Origin of the sequence: Wolbachia endosymbiont (group A) of Sympetrum striolatum (genome assembly GCF_947250715.1) — a bacterium.
Classification (GTDB): Bacteria; Pseudomonadota; Alphaproteobacteria; order Rickettsiales; family Anaplasmataceae; genus Wolbachia.
The window spans coordinates 979,528-1,004,959 of record NZ_OX366342.1 but is presented as its reverse complement, the minus strand read 5'-3'; the positions used below and the strand labels follow the sequence as shown (position 1 = coordinate 1,004,959).

Sequence of the window (25,432 nt, the reverse complement as noted above, 5' to 3'; positions counted from 1 at the left end):
AAAAGTTAAGGCAATTTCCATAATAAATTTAAGTAACTGACACTAAAAAATAAAGAGGCAGACTTAATCTACCTCTTTTATACTTAGCTGTCTAGCTTTTTGCTTTTTCTTCAGAAGCAACTTGTTCAACAATAAGTGAGCCTAAATAAGTGTTAACCTCTTTAGCATCATCTTTGTCTAAACCTAATGTTTTATTCCACTCTGTTTTATTTACTGCCTCGAACTCACCTTCTTTGTTTTTCACTTCTAGTGAACTTATACTTAATAATAAAGTATTGCCTGCTGAACTGAAAGACCCAACAATAATACGGTAGTTCTTGCCTTCTAAGCTGAAGTCTATATAACATTTACCTTTCATCTTATCTTTTTCATCTTTAACTTGGTTATTCTTTTTTATTTCCTCATACACCTCTTTTGTTACTAGCAATGCTGCTTGTTTATCATCAACAACAATCTTCGGAGCTTTCAACTCAGATATTTCGTTATTTTTGCTGATGGCATATACTGCTAAACAAATCAGTGCAACAGCAACAAATGCTAAAACACCCATTCCAAGTGGTGTAGCTGCAAAAGCTGCAAGTGGAGCTAGCATGGAAGTTGAAGACACCCAATATGGTGCTGAAAGTGCTACTGCTGCGCCTATGACATACAAAGAAGTAAGTGCAACAAGTGCAGTGTTTGTTTTGTGGAACTGACCTCGATGATTTTTGAAAGTTAGCATAAACGACCTCATTTAATAAAATATTAATATGCTTAAATTGTATATAAAAGAACTGTCATAGTCAAGCTTTTTCGCAAATTACCTGCCACTTGAGCCAAAGCCCCCTGCATTGCGACCGGTTTCTTCTGTGCAGAATTCTTCTCTGTCATCCCAAATTACCTGAGATACAGGAGAAATAAGGATTTGTGCAATTCTATCTCCTCTTTTTATCTCATACGACTGATTACTTAGATTAATTAGGCAAATCTTCACCTCACCTCGATAATCAGAGTCTATAGTGCCCGGAGAATTTAAGACAGTGATTCCATGTTTTGCAGCAAGACCAGAACGTGGGCGGATTTGCCCCTCAAAACCGTTTGGTATTGCAATCACAATTCCAGTTGGAACAAGTAATCTCTCAAGTGGATTTAAAACAGCAGAGTCATTCAATGCAGCATAAAGATCCATACCAGCACTCTGCGTAGTTGCATAACATGGAAGAGACAAGTCTTCTCCGTGTGATAATCTCTTTATTTCTACTTTAATTTTACTTCTTTGCACTCCAATTTACCAACTATGAAGATTCAATTATAGCATGTAAATTGTATCTGCAAAAGTAATAAATGTTACATCGTAAATGATGTCATTCTAGTGCGTGACGCTAGGCCATAAAATAAGTTTTTCGTTTCTATATGCGCTACCTTAAGACTTTAATTATACAACGTCTTAACGCACTTAACCCCATCGACATATAAATTTGCATGACTTTTTTGAGTATTAAGCAATGCAAGTCCAATGTTGTCTACACTAGAGCGCAGTTCCCCTATTTCCTCATTATTTTCATTTGTCACTTTAGTGCCAATATCTGGAAGTGCGTTATCCCCCTCAACAAGATAAAGTTTTCTTCTGAATATTTCTTGTCTGCTCATTCGATTTACGACTTCCTGACCTACGTAACACCCCTTATTAAAGCTTATACCGTTTGCCTTATCGATTAAATATTGCAATGGGAACGATGAATTTTGTACCATATCTTTTGCTCCATCTGGGACAAGGTTTTTAATTCTAACTTTTTCATACTGAATAAAATCTCCAACCGGTTCTTTTATTTCATCTTTATGTATGATCCTCATTCCTAGCAGCTTGTGCCTTGGATCTTGAAAAATAACTTGTGACTTACTACTACACTCCGCCAACTTAGTATCAAACAAAACTCCAACCTTATATAGTGCACTAATGTCTTTAATTTTCACTCTCAAATAAGTTTTAAGTAAATCTAGTTTCTCGATTATTTGCTGTAAGTGCACATTTTCGCACTCTAAGAAAATATATCTACCATATTCAATAAGAAAAAAATCATATAGGTATTTTCCCTGAGGGCTAAGCAATAAAGAGTAAATAGCTTTTTGGCTATCTAGCTTATTAATATCATTGGTTATAATGCCCTGCAGAAAATCTCTAGTGTCAGGCCCATATAGCACTATCACACCACGACTTAAGAATGGTATATAACTCATGAAATCTCTATAAATAAACCTAAATTTTATTATATAACATTAGGCTCTTTTAGAAACTGCTTTTGGCGTGCATATTTTATATGGTGTGCATATTTTACAAGCTCCAGCCCTTGAAATCTAACTTACGAGTATATATATAAAGTTATAGGTTAATTTGTTGAGAGGAAAAGCAAATGTCAAGTATAAGTTTAAATGTATTGGATGATAGCGTGCTGATCAAGCCTATTAGCGAGGAAAAGCAGGGTGGAATTATGCTTCCATCAAGTGCTGAAAAGAAACCTACTAAAGGTGAAATTGTAGCAACTGGTGAAGGTTCACGCAACTCAAATGGCGAACGCATAGCTTTAACTGTAAAGGCTGGTGATAAAGTGTTCTATCGTCAATGGGCTGGTACAGAAATAGAACATAATGATGAAAAGCTTATCGTGATGAAAGAGTCCGATATACTTGCTGTCATTAAATAGCAGTCTTTATTTTACTAAATTGAAACAAAGCGCAACATGGCGCATTGTAAATGGTTTTATTATAGTTTTCTAAATTTTTTATTAACAAGAGGTGATAAAAATGACTAATGTAGTAGTATCAGGTGAGCAGTTACAAGAAGCCTTTCGTGAAGTCGCAGCAATAGTGGATTCAACGGTAGCAATAACTGCGGGACCTAGAGGAAAAACAGTAGGGATTAATAAGCCCTATGGAGCACCAGAAATTACAAAAGATGGTTATAAGGTGATGAAGGGTATCAAGCCTGAAAAACCACTAAATGCTGCAATAGCAAGCATCTTTGCCCAAAGTTGTTCTCAATGTAACGACAAAGTTGGTGATGGTACAACAACGTGCTCAATATTAACTAGCAGCATGATCATGGAAGCTTCAAAATCAATTGCTGCTGGAAACGATCGTGTTGGTATTAAAAACGGAATACAGAAGGCAAAAGATGTAATATTAAAGGAAATTGCATCAATGTCTCGTACAATTTCTCTAGAGAAAATGGATGAAGTAGCGCAAGTTGCGATAATCTCTGCAAATGGTGATAAGGATATAGGTAACAGTATCGCTGATTCCGTGAAAAAAGTTGGAAAAGAGGGTGTAATAACTGTTGAAGAGAGTAAAGGTTCAAAAGAGTTAGAAGTTGAGCTGACTACTGGCATGCAATTTGATCGCGGTTATCTTTCTCCGTATTTTATTACAAATAATGAAAAAATGATCGTGGAGCTTGATAATCCTTATCTATTAATTACAGAGAAAAAATTAAATATTATTCAACCTTTACTTCCTATTCTTGAAGCTGTTGTTAAATCTGGTAAACCTTTAGTTATTATTGCAGAGGATATCGAAGGTGAAGCATTAAGCACTTTAGTTATCAATAAATTGCGTGGTGGTTTAAAAGTTGCTGCAGTAAAAGCTCCAGGTTTTGGTGACAGAAGAAAGGAAATGCTCGAAGATATAGCAACTTTGACTGGTGCTAAGTACGTCATAAAAGATGAACTTGGAATCAAGATGGAAGATCTGACACTTGATGATCTTGGTACTGCTAAAAATGTTAAAATTACTAAAGATAATACCACAGTTGTCAGCGAAAATAGCGATTCTGACAGTGTGAAAGCTAGAATCGAGCAGATCAAATCTCAAATTGAAACTTCAACTTCTGATTATGATAAAGAAAAGCTAAGAGAACGTTTAGCGAAATTATCAGGTGGTGTTGCTGTGCTAAAAGTTGGTGGAGCAACTGAAGTGGAAGTTAAAGAACGTAGAGATAGAGTTGAAGATGCGCTGCATGCAACAAGAGCTGCAATTGAAGAAGGCATAGTTCCAGGTGGTGGAGTTGCACTTCTTTATGCTTCATCTGTTCTCGACAAATTAAAAGGTGCAAGTGACGAAGAGCAAATAGGCATAAACATTATTAAGAAAGTTCTCAGTGCTCCAATTAGAAGGTTAGTTAAAAATGCTGGTCTTGAATCTGCTGTTATCATTGACTATTTGATTAAGCAGAATGATAAAGAGCTTATATACAACGTTGAGGCTATGAATTACGCTAATGCATTTACAGCTGGTGTGATTGATCCAGCAAAAGTGGTGCGTATTGCTTTTGAAACAGCGATATCTGTTGCGAGTGTGCTGATTACTACTGAATCTATGATAGTTGATGTACCAAGCAAAGAAAATGCTTCATCTCCTATGGGCGCAGGAGAAATGGGTGGCATGGGTGGATTCTAAGTAGAGTGAAACCGTGGAGCAATTGCTCCACGGTAGTTCCAAAAAATCTCACATTTTACTATTCGTTAAAGGTAATACGTTTGGTGCAGAAAGGCACTACTGTTTGCATCCGTTTCACCCCTTTATATTGTGGTTGTCTAATAACAAAAAGGCAGTATAAGAAAACTATAATCCCTAGTATATTTATACTATAGCTGACCCAAGCAACACGTCATACCGCGATTCATTCACGGTATCTCTTGGCATAGATCCCGCTAACACGTAGCGGGATGACGAGCTTATTGTCATGCTGCCACGAACCGTCATACCGCGATTCATTCACGGTATCTCTTGGCATAGATCCCGCTAACACGTAGCGGAATGACGAGCTTATTGTCATGCTGCCGCGAACCGTCATACCGCGATTCATTCGTGGTATCTCATCCGCTAACACGTAGCAGGACGACAGCAATCCTACGTCATACCGTGATTCATTCGCGGTATCTCGGCATAGATTCCGCTAACAAGTAGCGGAATGACGAATTTTTGTTTTTCAAATTGTCGGTAAATCTAAGTCAGTTTAGCTATATGTGTTTTCCACAATGACTTATTCTTTTCACCCATTTATATTACAGTTGTATATATTAGAATAATGCTATATTAATAAATAATCTATATAATGCTATTAAATATAACACTTAAAATCTAAATCACTTTCTCTATAAAAGGAGAAATTTGCCTTAATGAAAATACATATATATTTAATATTGTTTTTATTTTTTTCTTGCACCCAACTATATGCTGACGAGGAAATTGCAAAATTTGATTTACTTATTGGCGAGATAAATGAAGCAAACCTCACTCTTAAAGGTGCAATAAAGGTTACAGTAGAACCAGGCTGGCACATATATTATAAAGATCCTGGAGATTTCGGTCTTCCCACTTCTTTTGATTGTAAGGGTAACACATTAAACATAGATATTTACTGGCCTACTCCAAAGGAACATAGAGATAAAGTAGGAAGAGAGATATTTATCAGTAACGTATATAAGGATATGGTATTATTTCCCTTTAAGATGAATGTGTTTTCAAATCAAGGGTATATTGACCTTAACTTCCATATAAATTATGCGATATGTAAAGATAGGTGCATCCCTAAAAATGTTGAGATAAAAACCAGGCAACCACTAAAGGATTTTATAGATTCTGATATCAATAAACTTATAAATGAGTGGTATGAAAAATAGGGTTCTCATGGGGTAGGTGTCATTCCAGTGCGTGACACTGGAATCTCATTTACTTTTTTGTTCACTATGTGAGGAACTTGGGCCTACAAGTATATAAACATAATGGTTTCGCATAAAAAATTTAGATCCCAGTGTCACGCACTGGGATGACAAGAAAAGGTTTCTAGAATGACGGAAACGAAGTCATACATAGAAAATAGGTTAGGTATTCTCAATTTTTGTTGTATACTTAAATAAAAATCTCACTTTTACAGATGGATACAGTAAAGTTTGTTTTATTACTGCCAACAATATTACTCATGCTAGTTGCTGGTGTTTACCTATCGGTTAAACTAAAATGGCTACAGATATTTAGATTGCCGTACGCCCTTTCACTCATTGGAGTTAAAAGAGGGGAAAATAAATTTTCTTCTATAGCCGCCCTGTTTACAATCTTAGGGGGAAATTTAGGAGTAGGAAACATTTCAGGAACTGCTGTTGCTCTAAAAACCGGAGGACCGGGCTCTATTTTATGGATGGCAATAATTATTGTTATCACTTCTGTGATAAAATATGTCACTTGTTATCTAAGTATAAAAACCAGAAAGGAAAAGAACGGACGGTTTATAGGTGGCCCTGTAGCCTATATGGCTGATGCATTTAATTCTAGAAAAGCTACAATTGTGTTTCTGGTTGTTATGATGATGGTTTCAATAACAGCTGGTAACCTTGTTCAGGTAAATTCTCTATCAATACCACTTAACATGATAGATGTGCCTGTAGTCATTGGTGGCATTGTAATGGCCATAATATTTTTTGTTGTTGCAGTTCTCAGCTTAAAAAAAATTAAAATTTTTATATCGGCTATGATACCGATAATGACGGTAAGTTACCTCACACTTTGCGGTATCATATTATTTAAGTTTAGTGAAAATATCCCTCCTTCTCTAAAATTAATAACAAGCAATTTTTTGACAGCTAGTAGCTTTAACTCTGGTTTATCTCTAGGTTTGATTTTAGAAATGTTGACTATTATTCAAGTCGGAACTTTGCGAGGTATTTTTGCAACAGATATAGGGCTTGGCCTCGAAGGAATCGTACATTCTTCAATTGTTCCTAAGAAAAATAATAATAAATTTATTATTGAGCAGAGTCTAATTACAATAATATCGCCTTTTATAGTTGCATTTATAGTGTTTATTACAACAATGGTACTGCTTGTCACAGATTCTTGGGTCACTGATTTAGAGAGTACTAACATGTGCATATTTGCTTTTAGAAAAGCTATGAATTGGCCCTATATTGACTATTTAATTATGGCCATAATGTTTTGTTTTGCCTTTACTACTATTTTTACTTGGTTTTTTTGCTCAAAACAGACAATACGCTATGTGTCTATGGATAATAAATACACTAAAATCTGGATTGTAATTTTTACCATGATCATTCCGCTTGGTGCAATAGGTAAAGTCCGATTGCTATGGGATGTCGCTGATATCTCGATTGCTGTTTTGTTATTTATCAACATACTCGCTATACTCAAGCTAACTTCTCAAGATCCAGAAGTGTTTACTGTGAGCAACAGATATTTAAAATTAGGCGCCAACTAAAAGTTGCCATCTGAGTAACAACACAACCTTCCTTAATAAAAATTCAACCAATGCTCGTGATAATTATATTAGCTAGTATTAGCTAGAACTAAAGGCAGAGGGTTATTAGTGAGGGGTATATGAATACTAACAATATACAACAAAAACACATTTATAATGAGCGCGTTCAAGAATTTTTTCCTTTATTTGATGAAATAAAAAAGGAAGACGACCTAATTTATAATGTTAGAGTTGATTTTAACACAGTAAAGTTTTTAACAGAACACGCCGACTGGAATTGGGACGAAGATGAAAACAAAAATAAAGCATGTGGAGTTATTCTTCAGGAATGCAACAAGACAGCTAGACAAGAGCTTGAAGATAAAGCTAAAGAAGAGTTGAATAAATATATTACTAGTGCTAATAACATTAATGATGATGTTGAAGATAAAAAAGTTTCAATATACGGTAATCATGCCAGTATTACACTGGAGGATAACAAGAAAGAGTTCAAAATCAGCGAATTTTTAAACAGTGATTTTTGTCAGAAGAATGGAATCTCGGGATTTTCAACGTTGCATAGTGATGGAAAGAGCGGAATGCATGGTTTTGTTGCCGAGGAAGGAGGGAAAAAAATAAGACATTATGTCGTAACCGATGGTTCATATGAGATGACTCTGAAATGGTATGCGAAAGGGGAAGAATGCAAGATCAAAATTAAGATTGATGCTAACGATGTAGACCTTGTTAAAGGTGATGATTTTTCTCTAGAACGGTTAGAAGCGAATCAAGATGTAAAAATAGGTGGTTTATTCTTGCATGAAATAAAATTCAGGGAAAAAGGAAAAGTGAATGAGGTGCAACATGACGGAAAAGACAATCAAGCCCTTAACAAATCATCTAAAATCGCAATAAAAAGTAACAGTAGAGATATTGAGCAAGAGGTCAAAAAACCTGTTCAAAAACACCAAGCTACTCATATGAATCGAGAAATTGGGTCTCAGACCCCTTCGCTGCCACCACTTAGAACTACACCTGAAAAAGATGTTTTCAATGAGCAAGGGAGTGGAAGCCAAAAACCAGATAGAAGTGAGCAAACACCTAATAATCAGCAAAAAGGTGCAACTTCTGATCCTTCGGACAGTTCTACTTTCACCAAGTCTGTAAGCCACAATCAAGATAATAGGCAAAAAGATGAACGGTATGACAATCCTACATTTGGACATGCTGTACCTGGAAGCCAAAAACCAGATAGAAGTGAGCAAACACCTAATAATCAGCAACAACCTAAAACCCAGCAACAAGAAGGAAATAGCAAAGGCGATCTATTACAAGACATCAGAAATTTCAAGAGAAACAGCTTACGGCGCACTGGTGTTGTTGATGGTAGCGGAGCATCAATGGAAGGAGGCAGGAAAAATGAATCAACGTCTTCTATATTAGAAACATTAAAGGACAAAGTTCCTTACTTGCCTTATTCAAATATACATGAACACGACAGTGATAACCGTGGTGCCAGTGATGCTGAGTGGGAAGAAAGTAAACAGCCACTTTCTGTTCCAAAACCCAATAGCAAAAGTGACTCGGGCTATTCACCTCAAATTCATGCTCAACCTCAAGTAGATCCTGAGCAGCCAAAGAGGAGCTTAGAGAACATTGAACAAAGTGACCAAACTCCACCTGAAAATCTTCTTAAAGAAATCAGAGATAGATCACAGCAAGATAATAGAGGATTAAGGCAAGTTGATCCTACTGATAAACTGTCACAAGATAAAGAAGATGGGTTACTAAAAGACAGTTCAACAGATGTAAAAACAAACGATTCGGCCTATTCACCTCAAATTCATGCTCAACCTCAAGTAGATCCTGAGCAGCCAAAGAGGAGCTTAGAGAACATTGAACAAAGTGACCAAACTCCACCTGAAAATCTTCTTAAAGAAATCAGAGATAGATCACAGCAAGATAATAGAGGATTAAGGCAAGTTGATCCTACTGATAAACTGTCACAAGATAAAGAAGATGGGTTGCTAAAAGACAGTTCAACAGATGCAAAAACAAACGATTCGGGCTATTCATCTCCAACTCATGCCAATCATGGACAATCTCAAGTAAATCCTGGACAGTTAAAAGCGAGCCTAATGAATGTTGAACAAAGAGATGACACTCTACTTACGGAATTTATCAGTAAGTTGGATAAAGAAACTCAGAAGTTCCCACTAAAACCGGTGGATCAAAAAGGAATTAGTGAACAAACCAAAGAACATTTATTAGCAGCAGGATTGTTAAAAGACAGTTCAACAGACATAAAAACAGTGGCAGAACAAGAAAACAATGACACTAATTCAATTGTAGATAAAAATAGTAATCTATATAAATTACTAGAGAAAGATGAAGCACAACTGAAAATTGGAGTAATAGAAGAAGAAAGAAAAGATACTTTAACGGAACACACTGATAGTTATGATCGCAATAGAATTGCATTAGGTAACAGAAATAAAAGGCCACTGGATTGGACTAAACGTATTGCTGAGTCACAACAAGAAAAAGATACCAATAAAGGTATTTCAATATAAATTGAGGTTAGGGAATGTTCAAAAAAGCATACGCGTCAAGTTAAGGCCCAATATAGCACCATTCTGATACAATGTTGAACATTTCTTTTTGCATTTTGAATTCTATGGTATTTTGTTTAACATTGAAGCAAGAGTCCAGGCACTGCCTTTGTGTTTGAGGCAAAACCGGCTATAACACTTAACACACTGCCTTTGCAAACAAATGTTCGTACAGCTATATGCTGCACACTAGAATAACAGAAAGCAGAAACCTTACTTAATTGGTTTAAAGTGATTAGCACCCCTTCCCTTTTGAAGAAAAACACTCAACTATAGGAGAAATAATATATTCATTCACTTTTTTAGCAGCAAATGATGTAGCTATGATTGCAAATATCCCTGCAATTGGCGCTATGGCTCCTATTGCCGCACCTGTTAAAGCTGCAGAGCCCATTCCAAGCATTGCACCAGGAAAAATAGCAGTTGCGGCTGCAGCAAGGCCAACTCCAATTGCAGCGCTTGCAACGCATAAAACGGCCATATTGAAAAGATCTTTCTTGGAGCATTCTCCTTCGCATATATCACATGCAGTCAATAATATTACAGGAACGTCAGCAATAATTCCACCTATAACCAAAGGTGACAAAGCTGTGAAACTCAATCCCAAACCTGTAAGTGCACCTATTACTGATGCTACACCTAAAAGTATTAAATCTCCTTTATCCATACAACCTCCCTAATTAATTGATATATTACCATTTGTTCATATTTCTGTAAAGCAGAAAATTTTAGTGGGGCGAGCGACCAGGATCGAACTGGCGACATTCAGTACCACAAACTGACGCTCTACCAACTGAGCTACGCCCGCCAAGATATAAAATATCTAACATACGAGCGCAAATAGTCAATTGATTATTTAACTCTCCTTTTGTAGAGGGTTTTAAGTTTAGCCAATAAATATTTTCATTGATACTTTTACTATTATAGTTAATTGTATTGATACTAATGAAGTAGTGGTATGTTTAAAAGTATTTTCACATTTAGTTTTTTTACGGCTATTTCAAGGATCTCAGGGTTAATAAGAGATGTCTTGATTGCTACGGTTATTGGTGCAAACTCTCTTGCAGACATATTTTTTTCTTCGTTTCGTTTTGCCAATCTATTTCGCGCATTTTTTGCAGAGGGAGCATTTACCACGTCCTTTATACCGTTATATTCAATAGAATCACACGATGATAAAAAGGCATTTAATTTTGCAAGTAGTGTAATATCCATTACGTTTATTATCTTAGTAATTTTTTGCCTTATCATGCAAACTTTCTCCCCTTATATGATTCAAATTTTTGCTCCTGGATTTGACCAAAGTAAGTTTACCCTTACTGTTACTTTATCAAGAATTATGATGCCCTACATAATCTTTGTTTCAATTGCATCACTTATTGGTGGAATGCTGCAAGTAAAGCAGCATTTTGCTTCAACAGCTATTGCACCAATCGTTTTGAATCTCTGTTTAATCATCAGTTTGTTTGTGCCTTACATAAAAACTCCAGCGCACAACCTTTCTATAGCTGTCCTTATAGGAGGAATTTTCCAGCTACTTTTGATACTATTTAGTGCATACAAGTTAAAGGCAGCTTTTTCTTTTAGCCTTGAATTAAGCAATGAAGTAAGGTTGTTTTTTAAGCGTGTGATACCTGCAATTATCAACAATTGTGTAACTCAAATAAGTGTATGGATTGACACAATCATGGCGAGTTTTATACCAAATGCGGTGTCCTATATATATTATGCCGATAGACTAAATCAACTACCGCAGGGAATAATCGGTACTGCAATCGGTACAGTGCTTCTTCCTTTAATTTCAAAACAGGTAAATAATACTGAAAATATAGTCAAAATACAGAACAAGGCTCTCAACATAGGATTAATGTTAATTATGCCAACAACTGCTGCCTTTATTATTATTCCCGACATAATTTTACTTACGCTTTTTTCTTACGGCCGGTTTGATCATTATGCAGTGCAGCAAACTGCTCCCACGTTAATAGCATTTTCTCTTTCTTTACCTGCATTTATTATAAATAAAGTATTGCTACCCACGTTTTTTGCTAAAGGCAATCTAAAAATACCAACTATGTTCTCACTAATGTGCCTTGGAATTAATGTAGTGCTAAACCTTTTGTTAATGAACGAGTATCAGCACACGGGGATTGCTATCGCTACTTCTGTTTCCACTTGGATAAACTCCATTCTATTAATTAGTTATTTAACAATAAATAAAATATATAAGGTTAGCCAAGCGTTATTGTTAAATATCATGAAAATTTTTGTAGCAACGGTAGTCATGTCAATAGCCCTTTATATTTTTAATTCTTTGTTGGCAGGATTATTTTTTGATAAAATATTGGCTCGTATTGTTTATTTAACGACTTTAATAGCTTTGAGTGTTATTGTTTATTTTGGTATTCTCTATTTAATGTTTAGAGGAAATTTGAATAATTTGAAATATGTATAAACTAGATCTTTTGCTAAAGGAACAGCAAACGGTGTCATCCCAGTGCTTGACACTGGGATCCAGATATAAAAATATTTGCAAATTATGCAATAGACAACAGATTCTAGGAGCATACGCTGAAATAATGCCCATGATGAAAATAAGATGGATCCCAGTGTCAAGCACTGGGATGACAGGAGTGGGTGCTGGGATGACAAAGATAGACATTGAGATGACAAAGGTAGGAAATAGAGTAACTCCATTGCAATTAAGAGGCATATTATGAAGCTCTCAATATACGCCATATTATCAATCTCGCTGCTATTAATTCTCATGCACGTTGCTGCAACTTTTAAGGATTGGAGTGGCTACAGGAAATATATCATAAAAGAGTTGGAGAGAACGTATGATGCTAAAGTGCATATTGGAGGGAAAGTTGAAGTTTCACTCATTACTCCAAAGCTCACTATTCATAATGTATATATACAATACAACGAAAATAAAGAGCAAAAGCTATCAGATTTAATTAGTGTAAGAAAAATTGAAATAAGGCCATCGTTCCTATCGTTGCTTTTATTCTCGTTGCAACCAAAGTCAATCACATTGTTTGGCATGAAAAGCAATAAAGAAAATTTAATTAATATTATAAATACAAAAGCCAGTGGTAACACAGTCGATATAGTAATAAAAGACAGCCAAGTAAGTTTTAAGAATGATTTCGCTAATTATAGCAGCATTGTTAATATAAAGGAAGTTGCTGTAAAAAAAAATAGGCAATTCTCCGGTAAAGTAAAGGTAGGTGATAATAATTACGATTTTTCAGGAAAGGTTGATATCACAAAAAAGAATGTACACATTAGTGTTGAATCAAATTTTGTAAATTTGCTATTTACAGGTAATAGAAATCAAGAAGAACTCCAGGGTAATTTAACATTAACAATTAATAACAGTTCCGGTTCTGTGGGTGATTTAGCAAAAATCATTAATCTTAGCTTTCTCTCTTGTGTTATTCCTAGCGAAAATATCAAGATATCATCCAATATAAGTCTTAATGAAAGTGAGTTTACGGCAACTGACTTAAAAATTGATTCCAAAAGCATGCAAGCCAGCGGTACAATACAAAATGATAGAAAAAGCGATCACACTAATTTCAATATTAGCTTCAGTAAAGTTGACTTAGATTCCATACAAGACAATTCACAAAAAACAACGAATATAAAAGACCTTCTGGAATGTTTTAGAGCAGTTGTGCCAAAGAACTTGAGCTTAAATTTTAATATGGAAGCTTCTAACATTCAATATCAAAACAAAATATTGGACAATTTCCGTGCTGTACTAAAATCCACTGATGGCAAAGTAAAAGTTAATACGCTTCTTAAATTTCCTGGAATCAATAATATATCTTACTTATCAGGAGAGATCTCAAACAATAATGTCCTATCTGAATTCAACGGTGATTTGTTAGTAGAAGGAAATGATTTTGAGTCATTCATTTCATGTTTTTTTCCTTCTATAAAGATGAAAGAAAACCAGAAAAATCAATTTACACTAAGTTCTAAACTGCACCTTGCACCAAGAATATTATCTATCTCAGACATTAGACTGCTAAATAATAAGGAATCCTTGCAAGGGTCAATTAGAGCAAGCCACACAAAAAAACGCAGTGTGGTTGATGGTAAATTTAGCATGCATAATCTTGATGCAGATAAATATGATCATTCATTATTTAGCAGTTTATCTAAAATGCAACGGCTGAAAAATTTTCAGTATGATGCAAATATAAAGGCCAGTGTTAATAACCTTACATTGAATGATACGAAAATTAAAAATTTGGATTTTTTGCTGAAAATGGAAAAAGGTAAGCTAGTTGCAGATAAAATAAAACTATCTGGAGAAGATTTCGATATTACCGGTAATGCAAAAATATTAGTAGATCAAAAATACGCCAAACCTTTATTAGATGTGAACCTTACGGGCAATAAATTTAATGGAAATATCTTTAAATTACCAAATTTAGTAGAGGTAAAAAGAAATTCAAGAAATGAGATAGATCAAATTCAATGGTCAACAAAGCAGCTTGATTTTTTGGATGACAAAGAAGGCTTTGATGCAAATGTGCAAATCAATACTGCAGAATTTAAAACCGAGCAGAATGTTTTGAAAGATTTTAATTTGGATGCGGTAATGAGAAACAACGTTATCACTATCAGGCAGGCAAGTTACGTATTAGAACACGGGCAAGTGTTTTTTCAGGGTTATTTAAGATCAGACTCAATGAATACAAGATTTTCTATTGTAAATTTGGACACTAAAAAGATTGGTAAGGTTATAGGAATTGACAATGTAAATGGTCAGATAAGCTTAAGTGGTGCAATCAAAACTCAAGGAAAAAGTTTTCATGATTGGGCTAATAGCTTATCAGGAGATGTAAACTTACAAGCGCAGGGAATAGAAGTTACTAATGTAGATTTCAATTCATTTATCGCTAATTTGTTAAGCAGTAAGAATAAGTCTGAAATTTCCACATTTGCTTATGTTGATATATATAATGGCAGTACATTTTTTGAAAATATTAGCGGAAAAGCAAGTATTAAGAGTGGTATATGTTCAACTAGTTTACAATTCGGGATTGATCAAGCATCAGGGTCGATCTCTTCTAATTTAACCTTATCTAACTTCGCTTTAGCTTCTATATTCAGGTTCTTTTTCATACCACCAAACTATAGTAATCCAATCTATATCGATATGCATTTGGATGGCCCTATTTGGCGTCCTAAGATGAGTTTTGATGTAGACCAAATCTTCATCGCTCTGGTTGGCAAGAGGAATAGTTAATTTACTAACATCTGTTTATAAGAGTCATATGTGCTTGACACCTGGTTAATATTAGGTTAATATATTGATATGAGCGTTAAGTTGTAGGTAAAAAAAAATGTTTAGTATGTTTTCGAATCTTTTTGGCAAAAATTCTAATAATTCAAGTGTTATTGGAAGTGATGTAGAAGTTAGCCCTATAAAAGAAACAGTAACTCCTGTAGATATTGATGAGGGTTTTGAAGAGATTGATCTTGCAGAAATTGATGAGAAAGAATTTTTTGAATGTGCAGCAACACAAGAAGAACTAAATTCGTTGCTTGAATCTGAATCACAAGGTAAAACTATTTCTTATGCCCTTATGCCCTTAAGCCATTGCTTTATACTGCAAAATATGGAGCTAAAGCGCTATCAGCAACAACGGTAGTTGTATCGTACGCCTTAAATGGGCCTTCATATGGTATAGCTGGTATATCTTATATTCCTCATGGTGCATCAAAAGTGCTTAAAAAATGCAAAGGAGAAGATAAAAACACAGTAGGGTATAAAATTACCACTTCTTCTCAGAACTTACTAGATTTTACGTCAGGTGCTATATATACTGTGTCATATGTACCATATGGTGCTGGAGTAGTTTTAAATGGAGTGTCTGGTATAGCGAATCAATTAGATTCCTCTTTATCTCCTAAAAAAATAGAGCAGATCTGCACTAAATCAGATTTGTTTGTAGACAACTTATCCAGTAAATTAAAGGGAATAAAAATAGAGAATTTTTCACAAGCTCTAGCGGTAGCTTGTTAGGCGTGTACGGTTTAGGAGACAATAAACTCATCTGAACGGATATCTTCAAGCATATCTGTTCAATGGTGCGGTAGAAAATGGTTGCGCAGACAAAGTTGCTATAGCTAGTGCAACCCTACGTCACACCGCCGCGGCGCTAACATGTAGCAGAATGACGAACCCTCGGTAAACCCAAAACTATAGGATAAAATAGACTAAATATGGTGTAATTTGGCTGATTTTTTTAATATTTTACAAAGTACAAAGCAAAAACTTAAACTCTTTTAAGTTGTCTTTTAGCCGCACAACTGAACGGATCAAACTTAACCTAACTCATCACCACCTGGCAGTGGTGGCAAGCCAAATGCTTCCCTTTTTTCATTGAGTGTCATAAAGCTTGCGTTTTCTACGTATTTCCACAACTTTTGCCTCTTTTCCATGAGAATTTCTATTGCATCTTTGTCGTACGACAAGCACAGATCCTCGCCAAATTTTGGTGTTAGCCAAGAATTCAGGTGACAGATAATATTTTCTAGCGTTGGTAAAACCGTCTGTTCCCAGAGGGATAAGCGTGCTTCGACTAAATTGCTATAAGTGTTATCACCTGGTATGCCAAGCAACTGCGGTGGGACGCCAAAAGCCAGGGCAATATCACGAGCTGAACTGTGTTTGGACTCAATAAAATCCATATCCCTTGGTGATAAGCTCATTTCCTTCCACTCCAAGCCTCCTTCAAGCAATATCGGTCTTCCAGCATTGACAGAACCTGAATAATGATCATTTATTTGCTCTTTTAAGCGTTGGTACTGCTCTTGACTTAAACTTCCACCACTCCCGTCCTTCGCTGATTTCACAACTATTGCACCACTTGGTCTTGCCCCATTTTGCAACATCGCTTGATTCCAAGCACCCGCCTGATTATGCTGATCTATACTGTATGCAGCTGCCTCAATTGGTGATAATCCATACCAATCATTCAAAGGGTTAAAGGTCTTTAGGTGCAACACTGCTGAACGTCCGGTTAGTTTATCAACTTTAAAGTCATAACCGTTGTTATTTATGGTATAACGATAGATATAAGGAACGTTATTTCTCCCTGGAACAATTTCAACCCTATCAGGGCGCAGAAGATAAAGCTCTGTTGGTGGTTTTCTATTGTTCTGCGACTCAACCATCAATATATAAGAATTGCCGTTAACTAACCTATAAGTTACAATCCCCTCAATAAATTCCGATTTTGATGTCATTGGATTAGGAGAATAAAGTAATTTCAGTAATGGATGGGCTTTTAGTTGCGATTTTCCCTGTTCAGTAAGCTGGCAGAGAGTAAAAGGTACCGAAGATGCAGCACTTGCAATCATATTAATTGCTCGAAAGGCAATAACATTTTTTATGTAACCTTCCTCAGCAAAACTTACGTAATCACGCTTACTCCAACTTGGTTCCATCATTAGCTGCAAAGCAGAATATTCACTGCTTTTCTTTCTTTGAAAAATGTTGAAATTCATATGTGCCTCCTAAAAAATTGAATTTGTGGTAGAATTATATCAATTGGTGTCACAGGAAGGATATACTAACGTACGAACATTATGTTTGAGAGCAATCTCTACACAGTAGTTAAATGGCAGGCACAATAAGGGGTAGCAAAAAGAATGAGCTTTTTTTTTGAGCTGAGCGAAGCCACCTAAGGTAGAAAATGAATCAGGAAGGAGTAAAAATATATTTAATGTTTATATGATGTACTTACTTATAAATATCTTTTCTGTGTCCTATCTCTGTGATAACCACTTCATATTTTATAATATTTACGGAATAGATAACGCGATAATCACCTACCCTTAATCTTCTTTGTCCTTTAAATCTGTAATATAATGGCTCACCAAGGTTAATGGGATCAATTGTAAGGCGCTTATTTATCGCATTTATGATCCTTAATCTTATTGTTTTTGGAAGAGCTGGAAGGTCTTTCTCAAGAACGCTTTCTATGAAGATAATATTGTATTCCAGTCTACATCCTCACTTCTAATTTTCTTTACACCTGAAACATTACGTTTAGCAGCACGCTCAATTAGTATTTTATCTTCCTCATTTTCAATTGCTTCTTGTATTAGCTTCTCTGTTAGTTCTTTAATGGACTTATTTCTTATTTTAGCTAGTCCAGCAAGACACTCTGAAATTTCGTTGTTGAAAGTTATGCTAAATTTTGAGTTTGCCATATATTTTACCTAAAATCTACTAATAATTATACAACATTTTTCTGAATTTTTCAATAAAAAAAGTTGCCTATACGTAAAGAGGACCTGTGTTGACAAACAATTAAACATTTGTCATGTACTATGTTTGTTAAGGAGAAATATCACAGAAGTTAGTATTAAGTATATTAGGAATAAGAAAGGCTGCGCTCAGTGTCACACACTGGAATGACAAGAAGAGGGCACTTGGATGACAGGAAAAGAATGCATTGCTATACAAAAAGAAAAGAAATTGAACATGACAGAATGGCTAATATCTAATCAGCTTATTGATTATAACTGTGCCGTAAAATCTATGGAAGAAAAAATTCAACAAATTTACAATAATTCAGCAGACGAATTGGTATGGCTACTCCAGCACCCTCCACTTTATACTGCAGGAATCAGTGCAACAGATGATGATATTGTTGAAAAACTATTTCCTATATATAAAACAGGAAGGGGTGGTAAACACACATATCATGGTCCAGGACAGCGCATCATATATTTAATGTTAAACCTTAAAAAAAGAAATAAATGTGACATAAAGCTATATATTAGAGACCTAAGTAAGTGGATAATAAATGTTTTAAAGCAATTTAATATACTTGGAGAATTTAAAGAGGATAGAATAGGTGTTTGGGTGAATAACAATGGAGTAGAAAAAAAAATTGCAGCTTTTGGTATTCGCTTAAGAAAATGGGTAACTTATCATGGCATAGCGCTTAACGTCTTTCCAGATCTCTCTCACTATAAGGGTATTATTCCTTGTGGACTGCAAGGTTATGGCTTCACATCAATGGAAGAACTAGGAGTGAAAGTTCCACTCTCTGAATTGGATGATATACTAAAAAAAGAGTTTTATAAGATATTTTAATGATCATTTACCTTTTATATTTTATTTTCACTTTATGTGCTAACACAGGTATTCATGCAATCGACCGAGTTGATATTATTGCTCCTTCTTCCAAGGGAAAAGAATCAGATCTGACTACTATAAAAGAATATGTAGAAGCTTCGGATTTTAATCCCCATATTTCGGAAAAAATATATAGTAATGACAATCCATTTTATTCCAACTCTGATGAATTCAGAGCAAATGATTTGGTTAGTGCACTAACTAATGATAGTAAAATAATTTGGTGTATCAGAGGAGGAGAAGGGGCTTCTCGGTTAATTCCCTATCTAGAAAAGTTACCCAATGATAAAAAAGAAAGGATTGCTCAAAACAAAAAAATCCTCATAGGCTATAGCGATATAACTGCCTTGCACATCTATCTACAAGCTAAATATGATTGGCAAACTCTTCACGGCACCATGTTGGAAATGATAGTAAATAGCTCCGTTTCTGAAAGCTCTGTTGAAAAATTGAAAGAGTTAATTCTTAACAAGCGGGATTCTATCAGATTTGATAACCTAAAGATGATAAACAATGGCATTAGACTAAAAGATGGCAGATTAGAGTCTAAAGTCATCGGTGGTAATATGACTTTAGTTGAAAATAGTATAGGAACCGCTTGGCAAATAAATGCGAAAGGTAAAATTCTATTTTTAGAGGACATAAGAGTTTACCCATACGCAATAGAGCGCAGTTTAGAACACCTAAAACAAGCTCACATTTTTGATGGAGTGCATGCAGTAATCTTTGGGGATTTCGTTAACTGTTATAATGATAATCTTGTTGAAGTTGTAAAAGAAAGGCTTGCAAAAAGTGTTAACTTTCCTGTATTTACAATGAAAGGGGTAGGCCATGGACATACAAATGACCCTTTACCTCTTAACACTCACGCTATTATTAGCGTTCAAGACGAAAAAGAAGGTTTGTTTTTTATGGATGTGCAGAATGTTAGCTAATCTTATAGCTAATGCGAGCTCTACGTCATGCCGCCACGGTATCTCTTAGCCGCTAACACGTACTTAACCGTCATACTGCCGCGGCGCTAACAACTGTACGAACGTTGTAGTTTGGGCCACCAGTGGGGTGTCATCCATAAGTGTTGAAAGTGCTATAAGTGGCATTATATAAGGTGGTTAACGGCATAAATTTCAATGGTAATAAAATAAATTAAAAAAGCGCCTTTTTGCCTGTGGTTAGAAGGTTTAAGCGAATTTTCGACGTGGTTTATCTGCTTTCCCAACAACGAAGGTTGATATCAAGAGGAGATTTACATACCATTAATCACCTTGTGTGATTGCACTTTCAACACTTATGGGTGTCATCCCAGTGCCCAAGCAACAAGGACAACATTGCAAATTTAGAGTTCAAAAGGGTTATTCCTCAAGAACTCCTGCGTCAGAAAGCTGGCGTTGAATTTGTATATAATGTTGACCTTGGAGGTTTTTATGAATAATAGTGAGAGAAAAGAGAAATTAGAAACTCGTATTCTATCAAGCAGAGGTAGGTCTTTGCTTGACCATGAGCTACTGGAACGTAATCTATCTGCATACACAGAAGGAAGAGAAGTTGCCAAAAAGCTAATGGAGCTCTTTAGTAGTTTAGGAAGGGTAATTAATGCTGATCTTCACGAGCTAAAAAATGTTACAGGAATGAACGATGGAGCAATAGCAAATATCTTTTGCCTGAAAGAGATTTTCGATAGGATATTGAAAGGTAAGTTAAAAAAGCTGTCGATTCTTGATAATAGAGAAGAGCTACTAAAATACTTTAAAGCAGCAATAGGACAGTCAAGAAAGGAAAGCTTACGAGTGGTATACTTAGATCGAAGTGGTCATTTAATATATGAGTATATTCAAGACTGTGGAACTATAGACAGAGTACCTCTGTATGTCAGGGAAATAATAAAACAGGGATTACTGGTTGATGCAGCATCTGTTGCAATTTCACATAATCATCCAAGTGGAAATATAGAGCCGTCAAAGGAGGATGAGGATAACACACTTACATTAGCTGCAACCTGTGAAAATGTAGGGATGAAATTGATAGATCATATAATCGTAACACAGAAGAGCCACTTTAGTTTTTATGACAGTGGTTTATTGTAATCTGTAGACTGGAAGGAGAGTTCTCTAGCTCTCCTTCTTTTTTTTCACTTCATAAATTAAAAAATTCAATATAAGCTTGAACAGCTAAAATTAGTAATGAAAGGTGGAATTAGGCAAAAAAATAAAAGAACTTAGATTATACTGTGGTTTAACACAAACTGAGTTGGGAAAGAAAATAGGCGTTTCGTATAGACAAATACAAAGGTACGAAAATAGTTCAAACCAAATTTTGGCCAGTAGGCTATACGACTTAGCAAAAGCACTATCGATTAATGTGGCTGATTTTTTTACTGATGTGCATGTCGACTCACATGAAACTTATGATGAAGAAATACTAAAATTAGTCAAAGGATATAATGAAATTAAAAGCAAAAGGTTACGTAGCGTAGTTTATATATTGGTAAAATCTTTTTCTCAAAGTTACAATGAGAGTTAGTATTGCTTCAATACCTCAGTTAATATATTAATAAATGATTGTACAAGATGAACAACATCCTATTGATAAACAAATAGGTGAAAGAATAAGGAAGAGAAGGTTAATATGCGGTTTTAGCCAAAGAGACTTAGGAAAAAAGCTCGGAATTTCATTTCAGCATATACAAGGATATGAAACTGGAGAGGTAAGGCTTGTAATTGATAGATTGTACAATTTGGCAGAAGCTTTGTCCGTTGATATGTCATATTTTTTTACCAAAGCTTCTGAAGACTTACACGATAAGGCCTTTTGTAGCGATGTGGGTAGTGAAGAAATATCAAGGCTAGTGAGGGAATACAGGAAAATTAAGGATGAAACGTTGCGTGATATTGTGCATTCAGTGATAAAAGCGCTTGCCAATAAATAATATTGCCTGAATATATCTTCAATCCACTTCTACAAGCAATGCTAGTTAAGGTAAATTTTTTATGGTAATCTTGATTAAATTTCAAGAACTACTTTACTTTGCAATAATTATGGCTATGTAAAACATAGCCATCAATCAAAAACGTCCTACAGATGTCGTTTTGTCATTTTTTAATTTATCTACCCAAGAAAAAGTCTCACTACTCTTAGAATTTGGATCGCCCCATCTTCCACACCTAGTAAAACTGCCTTTTTCTACTGCTTCTTTAACAGACATGCCACCAAATAAACAACCTTGTCCTACGATTTCTCCTATTTTTTGCAACTCATTCCACATTTCTTCATCTTCCACCTCAACTTGTACTTGATGATAGTCTTCTGTATCGTGATATACCATTAAATTTAGCTCTCCTAGGCTAGTACAAAGTGTTACTGTAAAAGCGCTGTTATCGGATATATCTACGTAATTTCTTTTACCGTCTTTCCCAGTTTTGACTTCAACTTCACCATCGCCTATTTTTATAATATTGCCACCAAGGTTTAAGTCTCCTTTACTTAAGCCTAAATTTTTTGCACCTTCTACAACTTTTGCAACATCAACTATGCAACTATGTGAAAACTCTATGTAAAAGGTCTTATTATCAATTTCCACATTTTCAACAGTTCCTTCTATAGTAGCGTTCTCTCCAACTTCCCTAAGTTTCTTGAGCCTACTATATATTTGTGGCTCAATTTCTTTTTGCACCTTTTGATGAATTTCAGTTATTTTCTTATCAACTTGTACATTAAAATCTGCTCCATTTAATGCTAACTTCCTGATTATATCCTCTTGTTTATTCCCTTTGAATTCATCACGATACATCTTAAACATTGTAACGTTAGCGAAGCCAAAGCCATCTTCATTGGCAGCATTTATTCTTATTCCTAAATCCAAAGCTTCATCGATAACTTTACTTAACTCGTTTATATTTTTAGCTGCAATAGCTTTTTCCAGGAATTCATTTAGTTTCATATTTTCATACTCACTTAGTCTTGTCCTGCATAAAGCTGATAGAAATGGATTGAGCTCCTCAGGATATGTTAAGACAGGTAATTTACTAATCTTTTTATTCGCTATTGGAGCAGCTTTTATAAAATTAGGTAACAACCCTTCTTTTGCTATTCGCTCTACCGCTTTTAACATTTTACTAGACAATTTTTTACCATTTATTTTTTTCATTGTAACCCTCACTTAATTTCATTACTATTCAATCATATCGTAATAAGTATTATTTAATTATTAATATTATACGACTTATTGATTTACTGTATGTTATAATAACAAACTTTACGGGCATTTACACTAGAAAAACACATCCTATAAAAATTATTTCAGTTTCAACAAAAATAGGGTATTGTGATTGTAAAATTAAAAGAAATGGATCTCCTATCTTACTCCACTGAAAAATTGAAGAAGCATTGTCAGCTACTTGATGATGAAGAAAAAATAATTCTATATGAGCAGCTCCTAGACAAGGCTAAAGACATACTTGAAAATTCAAGAGATAATGTTTCTAAACTGAAAAAGATCAGTAAAGCTGCTGTAGCGATAGAGGAAATTACCGATAAAGAGTTGTTAGAAAAGTTTAATGATGATCACCCCCTAAGGGAAGTAGACATTTTAATCTATTCTCCTCAAGGAAACACTGAAGTGGCAAATTACCTGTTCAGCATAGATAACTCATCAGAGCTTTATGATTTAAAAAAAGATAAAGAAAAAGCTCTTTATAATGCAGTTAAGTCAAATGATGTTGAGCTTGTAAAAAAGCTGCTAATGATCCTTTTACCTACAGAAGTAGGTGATTTTGATGTAGAATACTTGGAAGAATTAAAAATATTGCTGTCAGGAATTCACAAAGAATTGCAATTATCACAAGATATGAAAAATTATCTTGAGAAGACAATGAAGTTCTATAGTTTTTTATGTAGTAATTTTAACTTACTAGTTGCAAATCCCACTGACGTAAAAGCCATGATTGATCTATTTGCTGCTCAACCAAATATTGATTACCAAATAGATAAGCTTCTGCTTTCTTTTATTGTGAGAGATATTGAGAAAAAAAAGCTAAATTCTGAAATTAGTCACATGATAGAACTCCTTGAGCAGCATGAAAGATTTGCTGAGCTCGAATATAAGGTCAGGAGATTAAGATCGGAGTTTGCAAATGGCAAAAGCAGATATTCAGCTGAAGTAATACGAAATAACATTGCAGAACGAGAAAAAGAGATGAGGGAGATTGAGAAAAAATACATAAGGCCAAACGATTTAATTAGCGAGAGGCAGAAATTGTTAAAGCAATTACTTTGCTAGTTTTTTTCCACTTCATAAAATTTGTTGTAAATTTGAGTAAGGGATAAAAGGTGCAATTAGGTAAAAAAATAAAGGAACTTAGGTTATACTGTGGTTTGACACAAACCGAGTTGGGAAGAAGAATAGGTGTTTCATATAGACAGATACAAAGGTACGAAAATGGTTCAAATTGTGTTTTGGCCAGTAGATTATATGATTTAGCAAAAGCACTATCGATAGATGTTGCTGATTTCTTTACTGTTATGCATACTGACTCACATGAAAATTATGATGAAGAAATACTAAAATTAGTTAAAGAATATAATAAAATTAAGAGTAAAAGGCTGCGTAGTGTAGTTTATGTATTAGTAAAATCTTTTTCTCAAAGTTACAGTGAAAGTTAGTATTGTTTTAATATGCGAGTTAAGATATTAATAAATGACTGTACAAGCTGAACAACATCCTATCGATAAACAAATAGGGGAAAGAATAAGGAAAAGAAGGTTAATGTGTGGTTTTAGTCAAAGAGACTTAGGAAAGAAGCTTGGAATTTCATTTCAGCATATACAAGGATATGAAACTGGAGAGGTAAGGCTTGTAGTTGATAGATTGTATAATTTGGCAGAAGCTTTGTCAGTTGATATGTCATATTTTTTTACTAAAACCTCTGAAGACTTGCATGATAAGGCCTTCCACTATAGCAGCAGCGGTGTAGGTAGCGAAGAAATATCAAGATTAGTAAGGGAATATAGAAAAATTAAGGATGAAGCATTGCGCGATATTGTTCATTTAGTGATTAAAGCTCTTGCTAATACGGGCTTCAAAGGGGATGTTAAATGCACATCAATCTCAGAGTAGAGAAGTTAAGGTATTGTTTCAGCATTCTTTCCTAAAGCCACCTAATCAGTTATTTGTACTTTTACTATAGAAAGACAGCAATTCCATTTTTTTAATTCTTTAACATGGATAGCGCTGTTTCGCGCAGGAAATTACTTTATTCCAGTAGACTGTATTCTATTTTGTAATTATTGAGTTTACTCTACTTTCCGGTCTTTTCTGTTTTCCTTTAATCCAAAACTTGCATTTTTAAAATAAATATTGCACTGTAAAATGTTTATACATAACCTATTAATGCAAAGAGCTTTTTGGTGAGGATTTTGTCA

Annotated in this window: 27 protein-coding genes and 1 tRNA gene; 19 read left to right on the top strand and 9 right to left on the bottom strand. The window is 34.8% G+C overall.

Going from position 1 to position 25,432, the window contains the following annotated elements; genetic code table 11:
• Positions 1-91: 91 nt before the first annotated feature.
• The 3 genes from OOK87_RS04905 to ygfZ all read right to left on the bottom strand — a co-directional run bounded on the left by OOK87_RS04905 (position 92) and on the right by ygfZ (position 2,217).
• Positions 92-721, bottom strand: a complete 630-nt coding sequence (locus OOK87_RS04905) for a hypothetical protein (protein ID WP_264688253.1) — start codon at positions 719-721, stop codon at positions 92-94.
• Between the two features lie 78 nt (positions 722-799).
• Positions 800-1,261 (bottom strand): dUTP diphosphatase, encoded by a 462-nt coding sequence (gene dut / locus OOK87_RS04900; RefSeq protein WP_264688252.1) that lies wholly within the window; start codon positions 1,259-1,261, stop codon positions 800-802.
• A 149-nt stretch (positions 1,262-1,410) separates the two neighbouring features.
• Complete coding sequence (gene ygfZ / locus OOK87_RS04895; protein WP_253309649.1) at positions 1,411-2,217, bottom strand: CAF17-like 4Fe-4S cluster assembly/insertion protein YgfZ; 807 nt, start codon at positions 2,215-2,217, stop codon at positions 1,411-1,413.
• A 173-nt stretch (positions 2,218-2,390) separates the two neighbouring features.
• Between ygfZ and OOK87_RS04890 the strand changes: the two genes are divergently transcribed.
• From OOK87_RS04890 to OOK87_RS04870, 5 genes are all read left to right on the top strand, one after another.
• Positions 2,391-2,681 (top strand): co-chaperone GroES, encoded by a 291-nt coding sequence (locus tag OOK87_RS04890; RefSeq protein ID WP_373457551.1) that lies wholly within the window; start codon positions 2,391-2,393, stop codon positions 2,679-2,681.
• Between the two features lie 100 nt (positions 2,682-2,781).
• Positions 2,782-4,431, top strand: a complete 1,650-nt coding sequence (gene groL, locus OOK87_RS04885; protein ID WP_264688251.1) for a chaperonin GroEL — start codon at positions 2,782-2,784, stop codon at positions 4,429-4,431.
• Between the two features lie 722 nt (positions 4,432-5,153).
• Entirely contained in the window at positions 5,154-5,657 is a 504-nt protein-coding gene (locus OOK87_RS04880; RefSeq protein WP_253309646.1) for a protein-disulfide reductase DsbD domain-containing protein, read from the top strand.
• 254 nt (positions 5,658-5,911) lie between these two features.
• Positions 5,912-7,246, top strand: a complete 1,335-nt coding sequence (locus tag OOK87_RS04875; RefSeq protein ID WP_264688250.1) for an alanine/glycine:cation symporter family protein — start codon at positions 5,912-5,914, stop codon at positions 7,244-7,246.
• 119 nt (positions 7,247-7,365) lie between these two features.
• Positions 7,366-9,798 carry a hypothetical protein gene (locus tag OOK87_RS04870; RefSeq protein ID WP_264688249.1) on the top strand — a complete coding sequence of 811 codons (2,433 nt, stop codon included), beginning with the start codon at positions 7,366-7,368 and terminating at the stop codon, positions 9,796-9,798.
• Between the two features lie 274 nt (positions 9,799-10,072).
• Here OOK87_RS04870 and OOK87_RS04865 read toward each other — a convergent pair whose 3' ends face one another.
• A complete protein-coding gene (locus tag OOK87_RS04865; RefSeq protein WP_253309643.1) occupies positions 10,073-10,504 on the bottom strand; it encodes a hypothetical protein in 432 nt (143 codons plus the stop codon).
• Between the two features lie 65 nt (positions 10,505-10,569).
• A tRNA-His gene (locus tag OOK87_RS04860) sits at positions 10,570-10,645 on the bottom strand.
• Positions 10,646-10,795: 150 nt separating this feature from the next.
• Between OOK87_RS04860 and murJ the strand changes: the two genes are divergently transcribed.
• The 5 genes from murJ to OOK87_RS04835 all read left to right on the top strand — a co-directional run bounded on the left by murJ (position 10,796) and on the right by OOK87_RS04835 (position 15,886).
• The gene (gene murJ / locus OOK87_RS04855; protein WP_253309642.1) at positions 10,796-12,292 is read left to right on the top strand and encodes a murein biosynthesis integral membrane protein MurJ; all 1,497 of its coding nucleotides are present in this window, start codon (positions 10,796-10,798) and stop codon (positions 12,290-12,292) included.
• The gene (locus OOK87_RS04850; RefSeq protein ID WP_253309641.1) at positions 12,285-12,557 is read left to right on the top strand and encodes a hypothetical protein; all 273 of its coding nucleotides are present in this window, start codon (positions 12,285-12,287) and stop codon (positions 12,555-12,557) included. The genes murJ and OOK87_RS04850 overlap by 8 nt, the downstream gene beginning before the upstream one ends.
• Positions 12,554-15,106 carry an AsmA-like C-terminal region-containing protein gene (locus OOK87_RS04845; protein ID WP_264688248.1) on the top strand — a complete coding sequence of 851 codons (2,553 nt, stop codon included), beginning with the start codon at positions 12,554-12,556 and terminating at the stop codon, positions 15,104-15,106. Before OOK87_RS04850 ends, OOK87_RS04845 begins: the two co-directional genes overlap by 4 nt.
• Positions 15,107-15,203: 97 nt before the next feature.
• Positions 15,204-15,512: a hypothetical protein gene (locus OOK87_RS04840; protein WP_264688247.1), complete on the top strand. Its 309-nt coding sequence runs from the start codon at positions 15,204-15,206 to the stop codon at positions 15,510-15,512.
• On the top strand, positions 15,461-15,886 hold the full coding sequence (locus tag OOK87_RS04835; RefSeq protein ID WP_264688246.1) for a hypothetical protein: 426 nt from the start codon (positions 15,461-15,463) through the stop codon (positions 15,884-15,886). The genes OOK87_RS04840 and OOK87_RS04835 overlap by 52 nt, the downstream gene beginning before the upstream one ends.
• A gap of 302 nt (positions 15,887-16,188) precedes the next feature.
• Here the strand turns inward: OOK87_RS04835 and OOK87_RS04830 are convergent, their stop codons facing one another.
• The 3 genes from OOK87_RS04830 to OOK87_RS04820 form a co-directional block, all read right to left on the bottom strand.
• Positions 16,189-17,373, bottom strand: coding sequence for a phage portal protein (locus OOK87_RS04830; protein ID WP_264688245.1), 1,185 nt, complete (start codon positions 17,371-17,373; stop codon positions 16,189-16,191).
• A gap of 235 nt (positions 17,374-17,608) precedes the next feature.
• The gene (locus tag OOK87_RS04825; protein ID WP_264688493.1) at positions 17,609-17,851 is read right to left on the bottom strand and encodes a type II toxin-antitoxin system RelE family toxin; all 243 of its coding nucleotides are present in this window, start codon (positions 17,849-17,851) and stop codon (positions 17,609-17,611) included.
• Complete coding sequence (locus OOK87_RS04820; protein ID WP_010081986.1) at positions 17,848-18,081, bottom strand: DUF6290 family protein; 234 nt, start codon at positions 18,079-18,081, stop codon at positions 17,848-17,850. Before OOK87_RS04820 ends, OOK87_RS04825 begins: the two co-directional genes overlap by 4 nt.
• Before the next feature lie 226 nt (positions 18,082-18,307).
• Between OOK87_RS04820 and lipB the strand changes: the two genes are divergently transcribed.
• The 6 genes from lipB to OOK87_RS04790 all read left to right on the top strand — a co-directional run bounded on the left by lipB (position 18,308) and on the right by OOK87_RS04790 (position 21,941).
• Positions 18,308-18,973: a lipoyl(octanoyl) transferase LipB gene (gene lipB / locus OOK87_RS04815; RefSeq protein WP_264688244.1), complete on the top strand. Its 666-nt coding sequence runs from the start codon at positions 18,308-18,310 to the stop codon at positions 18,971-18,973.
• Positions 18,973-19,950: an LD-carboxypeptidase gene (locus OOK87_RS04810; protein WP_264688243.1), complete on the top strand. Its 978-nt coding sequence runs from the start codon at positions 18,973-18,975 to the stop codon at positions 19,948-19,950. The genes lipB and OOK87_RS04810 overlap by 1 nt, the downstream gene beginning before the upstream one ends.
• A 338-nt stretch (positions 19,951-20,288) precedes the next feature.
• On the top strand, positions 20,289-20,447 hold the full coding sequence (locus tag OOK87_RS04805) for a hypothetical protein (RefSeq protein WP_264688242.1): 159 nt from the start codon (positions 20,289-20,291) through the stop codon (positions 20,445-20,447).
• Positions 20,440-21,099: a JAB domain-containing protein gene (locus tag OOK87_RS04800; protein WP_264688241.1), complete on the top strand. Its 660-nt coding sequence runs from the start codon at positions 20,440-20,442 to the stop codon at positions 21,097-21,099. The genes OOK87_RS04805 and OOK87_RS04800 overlap by 8 nt, the downstream gene beginning before the upstream one ends.
• A gap of 103 nt (positions 21,100-21,202) precedes the next feature.
• Complete coding sequence (locus OOK87_RS04795) at positions 21,203-21,535, top strand: helix-turn-helix domain-containing protein (protein ID WP_041582615.1); 333 nt, start codon at positions 21,203-21,205, stop codon at positions 21,533-21,535.
• A gap of 34 nt (positions 21,536-21,569) precedes the next feature.
• Positions 21,570-21,941: a helix-turn-helix domain-containing protein gene (locus OOK87_RS04790; RefSeq protein ID WP_041582616.1), complete on the top strand. Its 372-nt coding sequence runs from the start codon at positions 21,570-21,572 to the stop codon at positions 21,939-21,941.
• Between the two features lie 135 nt (positions 21,942-22,076).
• On the opposite strand, the gene OOK87_RS04785 is transcribed toward OOK87_RS04790, so the two are convergent.
• Positions 22,077-23,159: a hypothetical protein gene (locus OOK87_RS04785; protein WP_264688240.1), complete on the bottom strand. Its 1,083-nt coding sequence runs from the start codon at positions 23,157-23,159 to the stop codon at positions 22,077-22,079.
• Positions 23,160-23,336: 177 nt separating this feature from the next.
• Here OOK87_RS04785 and OOK87_RS04780 point away from each other — a divergent pair, with 177 nt between their 5' ends.
• The 3 genes from OOK87_RS04780 to OOK87_RS04770 are packed head-to-tail and all read left to right on the top strand — an operon-like array spanning position 23,337 to position 25,127.
• Entirely contained in the window at positions 23,337-24,290 is a 954-nt protein-coding gene (locus tag OOK87_RS04780) for a hypothetical protein (protein WP_264688239.1), read from the top strand.
• Between the two features lie 50 nt (positions 24,291-24,340).
• Entirely contained in the window at positions 24,341-24,673 is a 333-nt protein-coding gene (locus tag OOK87_RS04775) for a helix-turn-helix domain-containing protein (protein ID WP_264688238.1), read from the top strand.
• Positions 24,674-24,707: 34 nt separating this feature from the next.
• Positions 24,708-25,127 carry a helix-turn-helix domain-containing protein gene (locus OOK87_RS04770; protein WP_264688237.1) on the top strand — a complete coding sequence of 140 codons (420 nt, stop codon included), beginning with the start codon at positions 24,708-24,710 and terminating at the stop codon, positions 25,125-25,127.
• Positions 25,128-25,432 lie beyond the last annotated feature (305 nt).

What these genes read in the sequence shown, in the direction of transcription:
- OOK87_RS04905 (WP_264688253.1), bottom strand. Translation starts at nt 721, where the DNA reads ATGCTAACTTTCAAAAATCATCGAGGTCAGTTCCACAAAACAAACACT.
- ygfZ (WP_253309649.1), bottom strand. Translation starts at nt 2,217, where the DNA reads ATGAGTTATATACCATTCTTAAGTCGTGGTGTGATAGTGCTATATGGG.
- OOK87_RS04890 (WP_373457551.1), top strand. Translation starts at nt 2,391, where the DNA reads ATGTCAAGTATAAGTTTAAATGTATTGGATGATAGCGTGCTGATCAAG.
- groL (WP_264688251.1), top strand. Translation starts at nt 2,782, where the DNA reads ATGACTAATGTAGTAGTATCAGGTGAGCAGTTACAAGAAGCCTTTCGT.
- OOK87_RS04880 (WP_253309646.1), top strand. Translation starts at nt 5,154, where the DNA reads ATGAAAATACATATATATTTAATATTGTTTTTATTTTTTTCTTGCACC.
- OOK87_RS04875 (WP_264688250.1), top strand. Translation starts at nt 5,912, where the DNA reads ATGGATACAGTAAAGTTTGTTTTATTACTGCCAACAATATTACTCATG.
- OOK87_RS04870 (WP_264688249.1), top strand. Translation starts at nt 7,366, where the DNA reads ATGAATACTAACAATATACAACAAAAACACATTTATAATGAGCGCGTT.
- OOK87_RS04865 (WP_253309643.1), bottom strand. Translation starts at nt 10,504, where the DNA reads ATGGATAAAGGAGATTTAATACTTTTAGGTGTAGCATCAGTAATAGGT.
- murJ (WP_253309642.1), top strand. Translation starts at nt 10,796, where the DNA reads ATGTTTAAAAGTATTTTCACATTTAGTTTTTTTACGGCTATTTCAAGG.
- OOK87_RS04850 (WP_253309641.1), top strand. Translation starts at nt 12,285, where the DNA reads ATGTATAAACTAGATCTTTTGCTAAAGGAACAGCAAACGGTGTCATCC.
- OOK87_RS04845 (WP_264688248.1), top strand. Translation starts at nt 12,554, where the DNA reads ATGAAGCTCTCAATATACGCCATATTATCAATCTCGCTGCTATTAATT.
- OOK87_RS04840 (WP_264688247.1), top strand. Translation starts at nt 15,204, where the DNA reads ATGTTTAGTATGTTTTCGAATCTTTTTGGCAAAAATTCTAATAATTCA.
- OOK87_RS04830 (WP_264688245.1), bottom strand. Translation starts at nt 17,373, where the DNA reads ATGAATTTCAACATTTTTCAAAGAAAGAAAAGCAGTGAATATTCTGCT.
- OOK87_RS04820 (WP_010081986.1), bottom strand. Translation starts at nt 18,081, where the DNA reads ATGGCAAACTCAAAATTTAGCATAACTTTCAACAACGAAATTTCAGAG.
- lipB (WP_264688244.1), top strand. Translation starts at nt 18,308, where the DNA reads ATGACAGGAAAAGAATGCATTGCTATACAAAAAGAAAAGAAATTGAAC.
- OOK87_RS04810 (WP_264688243.1), top strand. Translation starts at nt 18,973, where the DNA reads ATGATCATTTACCTTTTATATTTTATTTTCACTTTATGTGCTAACACA.
- OOK87_RS04800 (WP_264688241.1), top strand. Translation starts at nt 20,440, where the DNA reads ATGAATAATAGTGAGAGAAAAGAGAAATTAGAAACTCGTATTCTATCA.
- OOK87_RS04790 (WP_041582616.1), top strand. Translation starts at nt 21,570, where the DNA reads ATGATTGTACAAGATGAACAACATCCTATTGATAAACAAATAGGTGAA.
- OOK87_RS04785 (WP_264688240.1), bottom strand. Translation starts at nt 23,159, where the DNA reads ATGAAAAAAATAAATGGTAAAAAATTGTCTAGTAAAATGTTAAAAGCG.
- OOK87_RS04770 (WP_264688237.1), top strand. Translation starts at nt 24,708, where the DNA reads ATGACTGTACAAGCTGAACAACATCCTATCGATAAACAAATAGGGGAA.